The 15,577-nt window shown below is 66.2% G+C and carries 12 protein-coding genes and 1 pseudogene; 8 read left to right on the top strand and 5 right to left on the bottom strand.

The window, feature by feature from the left end; all coding sequences use genetic code 11:
* The 3 genes and pseudogenes from ACU0BR_RS00580 to aroC form a co-directional block, all read left to right on the top strand.
* Nucleotides 1-561 (top strand): annotated as a pseudogene (locus tag ACU0BR_RS00580) (cytochrome b); the annotation flags it as partial.
* Nucleotides 562-579: 18 nt separating this feature from the next.
* Nucleotides 580-1,407: a cytochrome c1 gene (locus ACU0BR_RS00575; RefSeq protein ID WP_446154892.1), complete on the top strand. Its 828-nt coding sequence runs from the start codon at nt 580-582 to the stop codon at nt 1,405-1,407.
* 216 nt (nt 1,408-1,623) lie between these two features.
* Nucleotides 1,624-2,730 carry a chorismate synthase gene (gene aroC, locus ACU0BR_RS00570; protein ID WP_446154891.1) on the top strand — a complete coding sequence of 369 codons (1,107 nt, stop codon included), beginning with the start codon at nt 1,624-1,626 and terminating at the stop codon, nt 2,728-2,730.
* Between the two features lie 4 nt (nt 2,731-2,734).
* On the opposite strand, the gene ACU0BR_RS00565 is transcribed toward aroC, so the two are convergent.
* From ACU0BR_RS00565 to ACU0BR_RS00550, 4 genes are all read right to left on the bottom strand, one after another.
* On the bottom strand, nt 2,735-3,700 hold the full coding sequence (locus ACU0BR_RS00565) for a DMT family transporter (RefSeq protein WP_446154890.1): 966 nt from the start codon (nt 3,698-3,700) through the stop codon (nt 2,735-2,737).
* A 92-nt stretch (nt 3,701-3,792) separates the two neighbouring features.
* The gene (locus ACU0BR_RS00560) at nt 3,793-4,083 is read right to left on the bottom strand and encodes an HU family DNA-binding protein (RefSeq protein WP_446154889.1); all 291 of its coding nucleotides are present in this window, start codon (nt 4,081-4,083) and stop codon (nt 3,793-3,795) included.
* A 141-nt stretch (nt 4,084-4,224) separates the two neighbouring features.
* The gene (locus ACU0BR_RS00555; RefSeq protein WP_446154888.1) at nt 4,225-5,709 is read right to left on the bottom strand and encodes an AMP nucleosidase; all 1,485 of its coding nucleotides are present in this window, start codon (nt 5,707-5,709) and stop codon (nt 4,225-4,227) included.
* Complete coding sequence (locus tag ACU0BR_RS00550; RefSeq protein WP_446154887.1) at nt 5,706-7,514, bottom strand: adenine deaminase; 1,809 nt, start codon at nt 7,512-7,514, stop codon at nt 5,706-5,708. The genes ACU0BR_RS00555 and ACU0BR_RS00550 overlap by 4 nt, the downstream gene beginning before the upstream one ends.
* Before the next feature lie 143 nt (nt 7,515-7,657).
* Between ACU0BR_RS00550 and ACU0BR_RS00545 the strand changes: the two genes are divergently transcribed.
* The 5 genes from ACU0BR_RS00545 to ACU0BR_RS00525 all read left to right on the top strand — a co-directional run bounded on the left by ACU0BR_RS00545 (nt 7,658) and on the right by ACU0BR_RS00525 (nt 13,605).
* Nucleotides 7,658-8,419: a class II aldolase and adducin N-terminal domain-containing protein gene (locus ACU0BR_RS00545; RefSeq protein WP_446154886.1), complete on the top strand. Its 762-nt coding sequence runs from the start codon at nt 7,658-7,660 to the stop codon at nt 8,417-8,419.
* A gap of 27 nt (nt 8,420-8,446) precedes the next feature.
* Nucleotides 8,447-9,607, top strand: coding sequence for an acyl-CoA dehydrogenase family protein (locus ACU0BR_RS00540; RefSeq protein ID WP_446154885.1), 1,161 nt, complete (start codon nt 8,447-8,449; stop codon nt 9,605-9,607).
* A gap of 218 nt (nt 9,608-9,825) precedes the next feature.
* The gene (locus ACU0BR_RS00535) at nt 9,826-11,862 is read left to right on the top strand and encodes an acetate--CoA ligase family protein (RefSeq protein ID WP_446154884.1); all 2,037 of its coding nucleotides are present in this window, start codon (nt 9,826-9,828) and stop codon (nt 11,860-11,862) included.
* A gap of 15 nt (nt 11,863-11,877) precedes the next feature.
* Nucleotides 11,878-12,666, top strand: coding sequence for a carnitinyl-CoA dehydratase (locus ACU0BR_RS00530; RefSeq protein WP_446154883.1), 789 nt, complete (start codon nt 11,878-11,880; stop codon nt 12,664-12,666).
* Between the two features lie 45 nt (nt 12,667-12,711).
* Entirely contained in the window at nt 12,712-13,605 is an 894-nt protein-coding gene (locus ACU0BR_RS00525; RefSeq protein WP_446154882.1) for an SDR family oxidoreductase, read from the top strand.
* Between the two features lie 34 nt (nt 13,606-13,639).
* Here ACU0BR_RS00525 and dxs read toward each other — a convergent pair whose 3' ends face one another.
* Nucleotides 13,640-15,568, bottom strand: coding sequence for a 1-deoxy-D-xylulose-5-phosphate synthase (gene dxs, locus ACU0BR_RS00520; protein ID WP_446154881.1), 1,929 nt, complete (start codon nt 15,566-15,568; stop codon nt 13,640-13,642).
* Nucleotides 15,569-15,577: the final 9 nt, after the last annotated feature.

Raw genomic sequence — 15,577 nt, 5'->3', positions numbered from 1 at the left:
CTGGTGGGCTTCATGCCCAATTACCTGGGGCACCCCGACAACTATATCGAGGCGAACCCGCTTTCGACACCTGCGCATATCGTTCCCGAGTGGTACTTCCTGCCGTTCTACGCGATCCTGCGGGCGTTCACCTCGGATGTCTGGGTGGTGCAGATCGCCAGTTTCCTGACCGCGGGCATCGTGGATGCCAAGTTCTTCGGCGTGCTGGCGATGTTCGGCTCCATCGCGGTGCTGGCGCTGGTGCCGTGGCTTGACACCTCGGGCGTGCGCTCGGGCCGGTACCGGCCGATGTTCAAGTGGTGGTTCGCGCTGCTGGTCGTCGACTTCTTCGTGCTGATGTGGCTGGGCGGGATGCCCGCCGAGGAGCCCTACGCCAGCTTCTCGCTGATCGCGGCGGCCTACTGGTTCGCGTATTTCCTGATCATCCTGCCGCTGCTGGGTGTGATCGAAAAGCCGCTGGCACGGCCCGAAACCATCGAGGAAGACTTCAAGGCCCACTATGCCCTGCACGGCGAAGGCGCGAGCGATACGCGTGCGACCCGCCCTGAACCGGCCGAGTGATTGGAAAGGACTGACCCCGTGAAATTCAAGATACCGGCCCTCGGCGCCATCGCGGCACTGGCTCTAAACGCAGCGGTCCTCCCCGCCCCCCTCCTGGCCGAAGAGGGCGGGGAGCCGCAGATCGAAAATATCGACTTCTCCTTCGACGGGATCTTCGGTTCCTACGATCCGCTGCAACTGCAGCGCGGGCTGAAGGTCTATACCGAGGTCTGTTCCGCCTGCCACGGCTTGAAATTCGTGCCGATCCGGTCACTGGCCGAACCCGGCGGCGTCGCCCTGCCCGAGGAGCAGGTCCGCGCCTATGCGACCCGCTTCGAGGTATTCGACAAGGAATTGAACGATTTCCGCCCGGCCAAGGAAACCGACAACTTCCCGCCGTCGCAGATGGCGAATGCGCCCGACCTCAGCCTGATGGCCAAGGCGCGCGCCGGGTTCCACGGCCCCTATGGCACCGGGATCAACCAACTGGTCAAAGGCATGGGTGGTCCCGAATACATCACCTCCCTGCTGCAAAGCTACACCGGCAAGGAAAAGGAAGAAGCGGGCGTCGTTCTCTATGAAAACACCGCCTTTCCCGGCGGCTGGATCGGTATGCCGCCGCCGCTGGCCGGTGGCGAGGTCGAATTCGACGACCAGCATCCGAACGAGCTGCGCAACGAGGCGGAAGATGTCTCTGCCTTCCTGATGTGGACGGCGGAACCCAAGCTGCCGGGTCGCAAGTACACCGGGCTGCTGGGCGTCTTGTTCCTGACGCTTCTGGCGGGGCTGCTTTACCTGACGAACAAGCGTATCTGGGCCCCGGTCAAGCGCCGCGACAAGCGCGAGACCACCGATACCAACGCCTGATCCCGCGCCCTGCGCTGGCCCAAGGACGCCACCGGAACGAAAACGCCCCCGCAGCCCTCTGCGGGGGCGTTTTCGCATCTGGGCGGACCGCCCTGCGGATGCACCCTTCCCCACGATGCCGAGCCGACACCGAGCCGACGCGCGCGGCCCCGGCCCGATTTCATCTTGAGGCACTGCCGCACGCCCGCTAGACCGCTGACAAAGGAGCCTGCGACCATGAGCATCAATACATTCGGCAGAGCGTTTCGCGTGACCACCTGGGGCGAAAGCCATGGCCCCGCCCTGGGCGCGACGGTCGACGGGTGCCCGCCGGGTGTGCAGCTGGACGAGACGATGCTTCAACGCTGGCTGGATCTGCGCAAGCCCGGGCAAAACAAGTTCACCACCCAGCGCCGCGAGGCCGACGCGGTCGAGATCCTGTCGGGCGTGTTCGAAGGGCAGACCACCGGCACGCCGATCCAGCTGATGATCCGCAACACCGATCAGCGGTCCAAGGATTATGGCGACATCGCCGAGAAATTCCGCCCCGGCCACGCCGATATCAGCTATTGGCAGAAATACGGCATTCGCGACTATCGCGGCGGGGGCCGATCTTCGGCCCGCGAAACGGCCGCGCGGGTGGCGGCGGGCGGTGTGGCACGGGCTGCGCTGGACATGCTGATGCCCGATCTGCGCATCGCCGGGTATATGCTGCGCATGGGCGCGCATGAGATCGCCCGCGAGCGCTTTGACGCGGAGGCGATCGCGCAGAACCCCTTTTGGTGCCCGGATGCTGTGATGGCGGATAAATGGGCCGAATATCTCGACGGGCTGCGCAAATCCGGCAGCTCGGTCGGCGCGGTGATCGAGGTGGTGGCGCAGGGCCTGCCCGCCGGACTGGGCGCGCCGGTCTATGGCAAGCTGGACACCGATCTGGCCGCCGCGATGATGAGCATCAACGCCGTCAAGGGGGTGGAAATCGGCGAGGGCATGGCCAGCGCCACCCTGACCGGCGAGGAAAACGCCGATGAGATCTTCATGGGCAACGATGGCAAGCCTGCCTATTCCTCGAACCACGCGGGCGGCATTCTGGGCGGTATTTCGACCGGGCAGGACGTGGTCGTGCGCTTCGCGGTCAAGCCGACGTCCAGCATCCTGCAACCCCGCCGCACCATCACCCGTTCGGGCCAGCCCACGGAGATCGTGACCAAGGGGCGCCATGATCCTTGCGTCGGCATCCGCGCCGTGCCCGTGGGCGAGGCGATGATGGCCTGCGTGCTGCTCGATCATCTGTTGCTGCACCGCAGTCAGGTCGGCGACGGGCCGCGCGGCGTGATCGGCTAGGCGGCTATTTCGACGCGTAACAGGCCGCGTCGGCCCGTGATGGCTCGGCTTTTGGTGTTTCGCTTTTCGGCCCCTCGGATCCTGGCGTAACGGGCCCCGCGACCGCGGGTTTCTGACGGCTCAGCTGGACGGCGAGGATACCGCCCATGATGATCGCCACTCCCAGCAGATCGCGCGGCCCCAGCGCCTCGCCCAGCAGCACGGCGGCGATCGCCACGCCGAAGAACGGGTTGAGGAAGTGATAGGTGGCCGCGCGGGTGGCTCCGATACGCCCCACCAGCCTGAACCAGACCCAGGTGGCCGCGAGGCCCGGAATCAGTGTGGTATACAGGAAAGCCACCACCAGCTCGTAGGACCAGGCAACATCCCACGGCTCGAACACGAAGGCGGGGCCTGCCAGGATCGCACTGCCGACCAGCAGCTGCAGGCCCACGACCATCAACAGATTTCCGCCGCTGGAAGCATTGCGCACCGTCAGCGTCGCGTAGGCCAGCGCCACCGCCGCGATGACGCACAACAAGATGGCGAACGGGTCGGTCCCGCCCGAGATGCGCGCGCTCATGATGATGGCGACGCCGATGAACCCCGCAATCACGCCCATGACGCCCACGACCGGCAGGCGTTCGCGAAAGATCAGCCAGTTCGCCGCCGCCACAAGCAGCGGCATGGTGGAGCCGATGACCGCGGCAAGCGAGGCCTGCACGGTCTGCATCGCGTAGAAGTTCAGCCCGAGATAAAGCGCATTCTGGCACAGCCCGAAGATCAGAACCGCCGTCCACTGCTTGCGGCTGAGACGCCACGACTGGCCCGTCGCGCGCGCCAGTGCGACCCCGACCAGCCCCGAGATCAGGAACCGGAACACCAGCGCCGTCATCGGCGGCGCGTCGGTCACGATGATGCGCGCGGCGGTAAAGGCGCTCGACCACATCAGCGCAAAGCCCAGCCCCATGGCCAGCGACTTCAGATCCATTTGAATTGCCTTCCGTTCCCCGACCCGATGACAGGCCAAAGAAAAAGGGCCGCCGGAGGCGACCCTAATCCGCTCATCGACAGGCGCAAGGCTCAGTCGTTGACACTGTCTTTCAGAGCCTTGGCGATGGTCACCTTGACCACGCGGTCGGCGTCTTTCTTGATCTGCTCGCCGGTGGCGGGATTGCGCACCATACGCTCGGGGCGCTCGCGGCAATAGAACTTGCCGACACCGGGCAGCGTCACGGCACCGCCGTCGGCGACGGTTTCGGTGATCATGCCGGTCAATGCCTCAAGCGCGGCATTGGCGGTTTTCTTGTCCACGTCGGCACGTTCGGCAAGCGTCGCAACCAACTGAGTCTTCGTCATGGGCTTTTGGGCCATCGGGGCGTCTCCTCGTTCCGATCCTTTTGGCGGATCTTCTGCGCGCAGTTAAAATGATAAAATCCCGCCACACAACTGTTAGCCTTCTAGCTATGGCGCTTTTTCACTGATTTTCTGCATTTGGGCCACGCAATCGCGCGATTACAGAAAGGCCGTCTCCTCAAAACTGCGCAATTTGCGCGAATGGAGTCGTTCCAGCGGCATTTCCGACAGCAGCTCCATCGCGCGGATCCCGATCTTCAGGTGCCGTCCGACCTGCGCGGTATAGAACTCCGACGCCATGCCCGGCAGCTTGAGCTCCCCGTGCAGCGGCTTGTCGGACACGCACAGCAAGGTGCCGTAGGGCACGCGAAAGCGAAAGCCGTTGGCCGCGATCGTCGCGCTTTCCATGTCGAGCGCCACGGCGCGCGACTGGCTCAGCCGGTGGACGGGGCCGGAATGGTCGCGCAATTCCCAGTTGCGGTTGTCGATGGTGGCGACGGTGCCGGTGCGCATGATCCGCTTGAGGTCATAGCCCTCCAGCGCGGTCACCTCCTCCACCGCGGTTTCCAGCGCGATCTGGATTTCGGCCAGCGCCGGGATCGGCACCCAGACCGGCAGGTCGGCATCCAGCACGTGGTCTTCGCGCAGATAGGCATGGGCCAGCACGAAATCGCCCAGCTGCTGGCTGTTGCGCAGGCCCGCGCAATGGCCGACCATGATCCAGGCGTGCGGGCGCAGCACCGCGATATGATCGGTCGCGGTCTTGGCGTTCGACGGGCCGACGCCGATATTGACCAGCGTGATCCCCCGGCCGTTTGCCTTTTTCAGATGAAAGGTCGGCATCTGCGGCAGCTTTGCCGGAAGTGCCATGGGCGCATCGGATTCGGTGATGACCTGATTGCCCGGCCCCACCAGCGCGATATAGCCGCTTTGCGGATCGGCCAGCGCGGTGCGGGCGTAGGCCTCGAACTCTTCCACATAGAACTGATAGTTGGTGAACATCACGTGGTTCTGGAAATGCTCGGGCCGGGTCGCGGTGTAATGCGCCAGCCGCGCCAGCGAATAATCCACCCGTTGCGCCGGGAAGGGTGCGAGCGGCCCGGTGCCGTCGGGATTCTTGAACCCGTGACCGTTGACGATATCGTCGTTGGTCGTCGCAAGATCCGGCACGTCGAAGACATCGCGCAGCGGGAAGGACAGCGCGCCTTCGTGGGGAACCGCCAGGTCGGGCACCTCCGAGACCGCGAAATGCATCGGGATCGGCGTGTCGGAGGCGCCGATCGTGACGCCGACGTTGTGGTTCTGGATCAGCAGGTCGATCTGCTGGCGCAGATAGCTCGCGAACAGATCGGGCCGCGTGACGGTCGTGGCATAGATCCCCGGCTGCGCGACGTGGCCAAAGCTCAACCGGCTGTCGACCCGCGCGAAGCTCGACGTCGAGATGCGGATCTCGGGGTAGAACGCGCGATAACGCACGCTCTGCCGCTCGCTGCGCAGGGCATGGGCGAAGCTTTCGACCAGAAAGGAGGTCGCGATATCGTAAAGCTCGCGCAGGCGCGCCACCGCCTTATCGGCATCGGTGAAGATCTCGGGCGTCGGCACATCGGGAGAGTGGACGGGAAAATTATGTTTTTCGTTGATCATTCGGCGTCCTCAAATAACGTCGTCAGTTCGAATTTCGTCACATCGACCAAGCCCAGGTCCGAAATCCTGAGTTCGGGGATCACGACCAGCGCCAGCAGCGAATGCTGCATGTAGGCGTTGTTCAGCGTGCAGCCGCAATCGGCCATCGCGCGCACCAGGGCGTCGGCGCTGGCCGCGACCTGCGCTGCGGGCGCATCCGACATCAGCCCCGCGACGGGCAGTTCGACCAGCGCAAGTTCTTCGCCGTCGCGCCAGACGGTGATGCCGCCGCCGACCGCGCCCAGCCGGTTCGCGGCCAGCGCCATGTCGGCGGCCGAGGTGCCCACCACGATCATGTGGTGGCTGTCATGCGCCACGGTCGAGGCCATCGCCATCCGCCCGCGATAGCCAAAGCCCGAGACGAAGCCGTTGACCACCTTGCCGGTGCCCCTGTGCCGTTCCACCAGCGCGATCTGGCAGATGTCCGCAGCTTCGTCGCCCGTGACCGCGCCATCCTCGACGCATAGTTCGGCACGCAGCGCCTTGGTCGGGGCCTGATTTTCCACGACGCCGATCACCTTGGCGGTAACGCTTTCCGCGCCCGCGGGGGCGGTGATGCGGAAATCCGCGGCTTCCAGCCTTTTGCCCAGCCTGACGGTCCGGCGCACGTCCTCGGGCCAATTCAGATGCGGGCAGTCGACGGTGATCGCACCGCCCTCGGCCACCGTCACCCCGCGCGCGATCACCCGTTCGATCGGCAGGCTGCGCAGGTCCGAGCTCAGCACCACATCCGCCCGCCGCCCCGGCGCGATGGAGCCGATTTCACGCTCCATCCCGAAATGGGTGGCGGTGTTGACCGTGGCCATCTGCAGCGCGATCAGCGGATCGCAGCCGCAGGCGATGGCATGGCGCACGACGCGGTTCATATGGCCTTCGTTCACCAGGGTGCCGGAATGGCAATCATCGGTGCACAGGATGAAATTGCGCGGGTCCAGCCCCTTTTCGGTCACCGCCGTGATCTGGCTCTCGACATCGTACCAGGCACTGCCCAGCCGCATCATCGATCGCATCCCCTGGCGCACGCGGGCGATGGCGTCGGCCTCTCCGGTGCCCTCATGGTCATCGGCGGGGCCGCCGGCGGCATAGGCGTGAAAGGCGGCGCCCAGATCGGGGCTGGCGTAATGGCCACCCACGGTCTTGCCCGCACCTTGGGTCGCCGCGATCTCGGCCAGCATCTTGGGGTCGGCGTTCACCACACCGGGGAAATTCATCATCTCTCCCAGTCCGACGATACCGGGCCAGGCCATCGCCTGCGCCACATCCTCGGGGGTGATTTCCATGCCCGTGGTTTCCAGCCCCGGCGCCGACGGCGCGCAGCTGGGCATCTGGGTAAAGATGTTGACCGGCTGCAGGAGCGCCTCGTCATGCATTAGCCGCACCCCGCGCAGCCCCAGCACATTGGCGATCTCATGCGGGTCGGTGAACATGCTGGTGGTGCCATGCGGGATCACGGCGCGGGCAAATTCGGCGGGCGTCAGCATGCCCGACTCGATATGCATATGCGCGTCGCAAAGGCCGGGGATCATGAACATTCCCTCCGCCTCGATCACCTGGGTGGCCTCGCCGATGCAATGCGAGGCATCTGGCCCGCAATAGGCAAAGCGCCCCTCGGCGATGGCGATATCGTGGCGTTCCAGCAGTTCGCGCGACTGCACGTTGACCCAGGTGCCGCCACGCAGCACCACATCCGCCGGGGCGCGTCCCGCGGCCACGGCGATCAGGGTCGGGGCCGTTTCGGCCCATGATTTGACGACAGGTATTTTCATGAACCAATTGTCATCAGATCGAATGGCTGCGCAACCCCCATCCACGTCAGTGCGCAAGCCGGAGGACGCCGGGCGCGCGCGGATGACAGGGGTAGTTTTCGCCGCCACGCCATGGTTACCTGCGCGAAACAGGAGGCCCTTTCATGCAACCCACCCAGCTGCACCCCCGCCCCAACATGGACCACTGGCAGGAACGCGTCGACCTGGCCGCCGCCTTTCGCTGGACGGCGCGGCTGAACATGCACGAAGGCGTCGCGAACCACTTTTCCCTGTCGATCAACGACGACGGGACCAGGTTCCTGATGAACCCCAACCAGGTCCATTTCAGCCGCATCCGCGCCAGCGACCTGATCGAGGTCGACGCCAACGACCCTGACACGCTGAACGCCCCCGGCGCGCCCGATCCCACGGCCTGGGGGCTGCACGGCGGGCTGCACCGCCACTGCGCCCACGCGCGCTGCGCCATGCATGTTCATTCGATCCACGCGACGGTGCTGGCCACGCTGAAAGATCCGCGCCTGCCGCCGATCGACCAGAACTGCGCCACTTTCTTCAACCGGTATGTGATCGACACCCACTACGGCGGCCTGGCCTTCGAAGAGGAAGGCGAGCGCTGCGCGCAGCTTTTCGACGACCCGAAGAAAAAGGTGATGATCATGGGCAACCACGGCATCATGATCATCGGCGACACCGTGGCCGACACCTTCAACCGGCTCTATTACTTCGAGCGCGCGGCGGAAACCTACATCCGCGCCCTGCAAACCGGCCAGCCGCTGGCAGTGCTGTCCGACGAGATCGCCGAGAAGACCGCGAGGGAGCTCGAAAACTACCCCGAGCAGGACGCCCGCCACCTGGCGGAGCTGAAGGCCATCCTCGACGAGGAAGGCAGCACCTACGCCCAGTAGCACGCCCAGCAGCCCGGAGGCGCCGCCATGCAATACGGCCTGACCCAGGACCAGGAGATGATCGCCGACACGGTCCGCAGCTTTGTCGAGCGCGAGATCTATCCGCATGAGACCGCCGTGGAACGCAGCGGCACCGTGCCCGCCGAGATCGCGCAAGAGATCAAGCGCAAGACGCTGGAGCTGGGGTTCTACGCCTGCAACTTTCCCGAAAGCGTCGGCGGCGCGGGGCTGACCCACCTGGAATTTGCCCTGGTGGAACGCGAGCTGGGGCGTGGGTCGATGGCGCTCACCCATTTCTTCGGACGGCCGCAGAACATCCTCATGGCCTGCGAAGGCGACCAGATCGACCGCTACCTGATGCCCGCCGTGCGGGGCGAACGGATGGACGCGCTGGCGATGACCGAACCGGGCGCCGGATCGGATGTGCGGGGCATGAAATGCACCGCCCGGCGCGACGGCGGCGATTGGGTGGTGAACGGCACCAAGCATTTCATCTCGGGGGCGGACCACGCCGATTTCATCATCGTCTTCGTCGCCACCGGCGAGGATCAGACGCCCAAGGGCCCGAAAAAGCGCATCACCGCCTTTCTGGTGGATCGCGGCACGCCGGGGTTCACCATCCGCGACGGCTATAAATCCGTCAGCCATCGCGGCTATGCCAACATGATCCTCGACTTCGACGATTGCCGCCTGCCCGACGCGCAGGTGCTGGGCACGGTCGATGGCGGGTTCGAGGTGATGAACAGCTGGCTCTACGCCACCCGCATCACCGTCGCCGCGATGAGCGTCGGGCGCGCCCGCCGCGCCTTCGACCACGCGCTGCATTACGCGGCCGAGCGCGAACAGTTCGGGCAGAAGATCGGCAAGTTCCAAGGCGTCGCCTTTCAGCTGGCCGACATGGTGACGGAAATAGACGCCGCCGACCTGCTGACGCTGGCCGCCGCCGACCGGCTGGACCAGGGGTTGAGCGCCAACCGCGAGATCGCCTCGGCCAAGCTCTTCGCCTCCGAGATGCTGGGCCGGGTGACGGACGCGGCGATCCAGTTGCACGGCGGCATGGGATTGATGGACGACTATCCACTGGAACGCTTCTGGCGCGATGCGCGGGTGGAACGCATCTGGGACGGCACCAGCGAGATTCAACGCCATATCATCGCGCGCGAGATGCTGCGCGCGCTGGGGGCCTGAGGTTTCATGCCTCCGGCGGGGATATTTTCGACCAGAAGAAACGGGTTGTTAACTCGACTCGCGCAAGTTCGAGGAGCGGTACAGGCGGGGACGCCGATGACCGCACCAGGAGAAGGCCCCCCGCGCCCTCGATCCGGCCGGGGGGCTGCCTGCCGCTTCTTCTGGTTGCAAATATCCTCGCCGAAGGCCGCCTTCGGTTTTCCCGCCAAGGGTCGATCATGGATCTGACGCGCCTGCTCAATCCCCGATCCATAGCCGTGGTCGGCGGCGGCGCGTGGTGCAGGCAGGTCATCGCGCAATGCCAAAGGGCGGGTTTTCCGGGCCGCCTGATGGCGGTTCATCCCGACGCGGATTCGGTGGGCGGCGTGGCGGCGGTGCGAGAGGTTGCCCAGCTGCCTTGCGCGCCGGATGCCGCCTTTGTCGGCGTGAACCGTCATGCGACGCTGGATGTTGTCGCGGCCCTGTCCAATGCGGGTGCGGGCGGTGCCGTCTGTTTCGCCTCCGGCTTTTCGGAGGCTGTGGCGGAAGATACATGTGCCGACGACCTCCAGCGGCAACTGCTGGATGCGGCGGGCCGGATGCCGATACTGGGCCCGAATTGCTATGGCTTCCTGAACGCGTTCGACGGCGCCATGATATGGCCCGATCAACACGGGCTGGCACGCGTGGATCGCGGCGTGGCGATCCTGACCCAGTCGTCCAATGTGGCGCTGAACCTGAGCATGCAACGACGCGCGCTGCCGGTGGGTTATGTGATCACCTGCGGCAACCAGGCTCAGCTGTCGCAGGCCCTGATCGCGCGCCAGCTGCTGGATGACGAGCGTGTCACAGCGATCGGGTTGCATGTGGAAGGGTTCGGCGATCTGCGGGAGTGGGAAGCCCTGGCGCGGGCCGCACGGGCGCGGGGCGTGGCGATAGTGGTGCTTAAGGTCGGGCGCTCGAGCCAGGCACAGCAGGCAACGCAGTCGCATACCGCCTCGATCGCGGGCGGGTCCGCGGGCGCGGACGCTTTCCTTGCGCGGTTGGGGATCCCACAAGCCGGCAGCCTGACGGTGTTTCTGGAAACGCTGAAAGTTCTGCACATGCGCGGGCCGCTGGCGGGGGGCAGACTGGCCTCCGTCAGCTGTTCGGGTGGGGAAGCGGCATTGATTGCCGATGCGGCCACGCGCCTGCCGGATCTGAGCTTTCCGCAGCTGACGGGGGAACAGGACCATGCGCTGCGAAAGGCGTTGGGGCCCATGGTGGCGCTGGCCAACCCGCTGGATTACAACACTTACATCTGGCGCGACACCGCTGCGATGGCACGCGCATGGGCCGCCATGGAGGCGCCCGGCTTGGACATGGTCCTGGTGATTGTCGATTTTCCGCGCGCGGATCGCTGCGACGCGGCCGATTGGGAGTGCGCGATCGAGGCCGCGCTGCTAGCCTCACGCTCCTGCCCCACGCCCATGGCGATGGTGGCCACCCTGCCGGAGCTTTTGCCCGAAGACGTCGCGCAGCGGTTGATGGCGGGCGGGGTTGTGCCGCTTTGCGGGTTGGATGATGCGCTGGCGGCGCTCGACGCGGCGCGCGCGCGGGCGGGTGTGGCGGAGGAGCGCCTGCCTGTCCTGCTGCCCGGCCTGCCGCGCGAGGCAGCTCTTTTGGCGGAGGCCGAGGCCAAGCGGCTGCTGGCGCGTCACGGTCTCGACCGGCCATCAGGATTTCGCGCGACGTCCCCGGCCGATGCCGCGCGCCTGACGGCGCGGCTGCGCGCACCTTTCGTCCTCAAGGCCGAAGGCCATGCGCATAAGACCGAGGCAGGCGCGGTCCGGCTGAACCTGCAAGATGCAGATGCGGTAGAGGCCTCCGCCCGGGCCATGGGTGCGGCCGCCTTTCTGGTGGAAGAGATGGTACACCCCATACGGCTGGAGCTGCTGATCGGGATTCACCGCGATCCGGCGCATGGGTTCGTACTGACCTTGGCCGCCGGCGGCATTCTGGCGGAGCTTTTCGACGAGCGCGCGCATCTGTTGTTGCCGGTGCGGGCGCAGGATATCGACGCGGCGCTGGCGGGGCTGCGGCTTGACCGGATCGTGCGCGGCTATCGCGGCGCCGCGCCGCTGCCGCGCAGGCGGATACTGGAGGCGGCCCTCGCATTGCAGGATTTCGCCGTCACCCACGCCGACCGTCTGGAGGAGGTCGAGATCAATCCGCTTTTGATAACCGACGGGCGTGCCATCGCGGCCGACGCGCTGATCCGCATGACCCCGAGCTGAACCAAGGAGCGACACATGCAAGAGACATCCCCGGTAAGGCCCCACCGCGACGGCCCGGTGCTGGAGGTGACGCTGGACCGTCCGAAGGCGAACGCCATCGATCTGGAGACCAGTCGTCTGATGGGCGAGATCTTTGCCCAATTTCGCGACGACCCCGATCTGCGGGTCGCCATCGTGACCGGCGCGGGGCAGAAATTCTTTTGTCCCGGCTGGGATCTGAAGGCCGCCGCCGGGGGCGATGCCGTCGACGGGGATTATGGCCGTGGCGGCTTTGGCGGGCTTCAGGAACTGCGCGGCATGAACAAGCCCGTGATCGCCGCCGTCAACGGCATCTGTTGCGGCGGCGGGCTGGAGCTGGCGCTGTCGGCCGACATCATCCTGGCCGCGGATCACGCCAGCTTTGCGCTGCCGGAAATCCGGTCGGGCACGGTGGCGGATGCGGCCAGCATCAAGCTGCCCAAGCGCATTCCCTATCACATCGCGATGGAAATGCTGCTGACCGGGCGCTGGCTGAACGCGCAGGAGGCGCGGCGCTGGGGGCTGGTCAACCACCTGTATCCGGCAGCGGACCTGATGCAGCAGGCGCGCGAGATGGCGCGGCTTCTGGCTTCGGGGCCGCCGCTGGTTTACGCCGCGATCAAGGAAATCGTGCGCGATGCCGAGGATTCGAAGTTCCAGGATGCCATGAACCGGGTCACCGGGCGGCAGTTGGAAAGCGTCGATGTGCTCTATGGCTCGGACGACAACAAGGAGGGCGCGCGCGCCTTTGCCGAGAAACGCGATCCGGTCTGGAAGGGCCGCTGAACGCGGCTCCTTGCATCCGCGCGCCCTTCGCCGCATCGTCGCGCCATGACAGGCACGCTTTTCAGTTTCGGGCACGGGTATTCGGCGCAGGCGCTGGCCGATGTGCTGATCCCCTGCGGATGGACGATCATCGGCACCACGCGGTCCGCCGACAAGGCCCGCGCGCTCACCGACAGCGGCGTGACCGCGCTGTTACTGGGGCGCGACGATGTGAACGAGGCGCTGGAGCGGGCCTCGCATCTGCTGATCTGTGCCGGGCCGGACACGGCGGGCGACCCGCTGCTGACCGGCTGGCAGGATACCCTGGCCCGGGTGGCGGGCCGTCTGGAATGGGCGGGGTATCTTTCGACCACGGGGGTTTACGGCGATCACGGCGGCGCCTGGGTCGACGAAGACACCCCCCTGACCCCCGGCACCCGGCGCGGGCAGATGCGCGTCCAGGCCGAAACCGCCTGGCAGCGGTTCGCGGCGGAAACCGGGTTGCCGCTGCATATCTTCCGGCTTGCGGGGATATACGGGCCGGGCCGCGGCCCCTTCGCCAAGGTGCTGAACGGCACGGCGCGCCGCATCGTCAAGCCCGGCCAGGTGTTTTCCCGCATCCACGTGGAGGACATCGCGCAGGTGCTGGCGGCATCCATCGCCCGGCCCGATTTGCGCGCCGATCGGAACGCGATCTACAACCTCTGCGACGATGACGCCGCGCCACCGCAGGATGTGATCGCCTTCGCGGCGGAGTTGCTGGGCGTGCCGGTGCCGCCCGAAATTCCCATCGAGCAGGCGGAAATGACGCCGATGGCATCAAGCTTCTATGCAGAATCCAAGCGCGTCCGCAACGACCGCATCAAACACGAATTGGGCGTTGCGTTGAAGTACCCCGACTACCGCAGCGGTCTGCGCGATCTGCTGGCGCGCGAACGCGAGGCGCGGCACACGGGCTGACGTACACGGGCCGACGTACACGGGCCGACGTCGTTCAGGCGCGCTTGCTGTCGAGTTTGTCCACGCCCAGAACCTGCAACACCTTGCGCTCGATGTGCTCGGCATCCAGCCGGGCGGTCGCGTACATGTCGGCGGGGCTGGCCTGATCTATGAATATGTCGGGCAGCACCATGGAGCGGTATTTCAACCCGCCGTCGAACACGCCCTCTTCGGCCAGCAGCTGCGCGACGTGGCTGCCAAAGCCGCCGATCGCGCCTTCCTCGATGGTGATCAGCGCCTCATGGTCGCGTGCAAGTTGCAGGATCAACTCGCGGTCCAGCGGTTTGGCAAAGCGCGCGTCGGCGACGGTGGGGCGGATGCCGCGGGCGGAAAGCGCCTCGGCGGCGCGGCGCACCTCTGACAGGCGGGTGCCGAAGGACAGCAGCGCGACGCGCCCGCCGTCGCTGATGATGCGGCCCTTGCCGATTTCCAGCGGCACGCCGGCTTCGGGCAGATCGACGCCCTCGCCCTCGCCGCGCGGAAAGCGGAACGCGATCGGGCCCTCGTCATGCGCGGCGGCGGTGGCGACCATATGCATCAGCTCCGCCTCATCGGCGGCGGCCATCACGGTGAACCCGGGCAGATTGGCCAGGAAGGCCACGTCGAAGGCCCCCGCGTGGGTCGCGCCGTCGGCCCCCACCAGCCCGGCGCGGTCGATGGCGAAACGCACCGGCAGGCGCTGGATCGCCACATCGTGCACCACCTGATCGTAGCCACGTTGCAGAAATGTGGAATAAAGCGCGCAGAAGGGCCGCAGCCCGCCCGCCGCCATGCCCGCACAGAAGGTCACCGCGTGCTGTTCCGCAATCCCCACGTCGAAACAGCGACTGGGATAGCGTTCGGCGAACAGGTCGAGCCCGGTCCCGTCGGGCATCGCCGCCGTCACGGCGGTGATACGCGCATCATCGGCCGCCTGCGCGATGAGCGCACGAGCGAAGACCTTGGTATAACTCGGCGCGTTGGACGGCGCCTTGCGCTGCTCGCCGGTCACAACATCGAATTTCGAGACCCCGTGCCCCTTGTCGCGGGCGGTTTCCGCGGGGGCATAGCCCTTGCCCTTCTTGGTGATCGCATGGATCAGCACCGGGCCGGTGGCGCGGTCGTGCACGGTGCGCAGCACCGGCAGCAACTGGTCCAGATCATGCCCGTCGATGGGGCCGATGTAGGAAAAGCCCAGCTCCTCGAACAGGGTGCCGCCGACGGTCATGTGCTTGAGCAGATCCTTGGCGCGCCGCGCGCCGTCCTGGAAAGGTTGCGGCAGCAGGCTGACCGCCCCTTTCGCCGCCGCCTTGAAATCCTGGAACGGCGCCCCGGCGTAAAGCCGCGACAGATAGGACGACATCGCGCCCACCGGCGGAGCGATCGACATCTCATTGTCGTTGAGAATCACGATCAGCCGTTTTTTCAGCGCGCCCGCGTTGTTCATCGCCTCATAGGCCATGCCCGCGCTCATCGCGCCGTCGCCGATCACCGCGACGGCATCGCCCAGCCCATGCTCGGGCGCGCCGCCCAGATCGCGCGCCACGGCGAAGCCCAGCGCCGCGGAGATCGAGGTGGAGCTATGCGCCGCGCCGAAGGGATCAAAGGGCGACTCGGATCGTTTGGTGAAACCCGACAGCCCGTCTTTCTGACGCAGGGTGCGGATACGGTCGCGGCGGCCGGTCAGGATCTTGTGCGGATAGCATTGGTGGCTGACGTCCCAGATGATCCGGTCGCGCGGGGCGTCGAACACGGCGTGCAGCGCCACGGTCAGCTCGACCACGCCCAGCCCCGCGCCCAGATGCCCTCCGGTTTCGGACACCGCGCTGATCGTCTCGGCCCGCAGTTCGCGCGCCAGCTGGTGCAGCTGTGCGTCGCTGAGCGGCTTGAGGTCGACAGGGCGCCTGACCTGATCCAGCAGCGGGGTTTTGGGTCGTTCGGACATGGGTTGCCC

This window comes from Brevirhabdus sp. (assembly GCF_052826345.1).
This window is presented reverse-complemented; position numbering and strand designations above follow the sequence as displayed.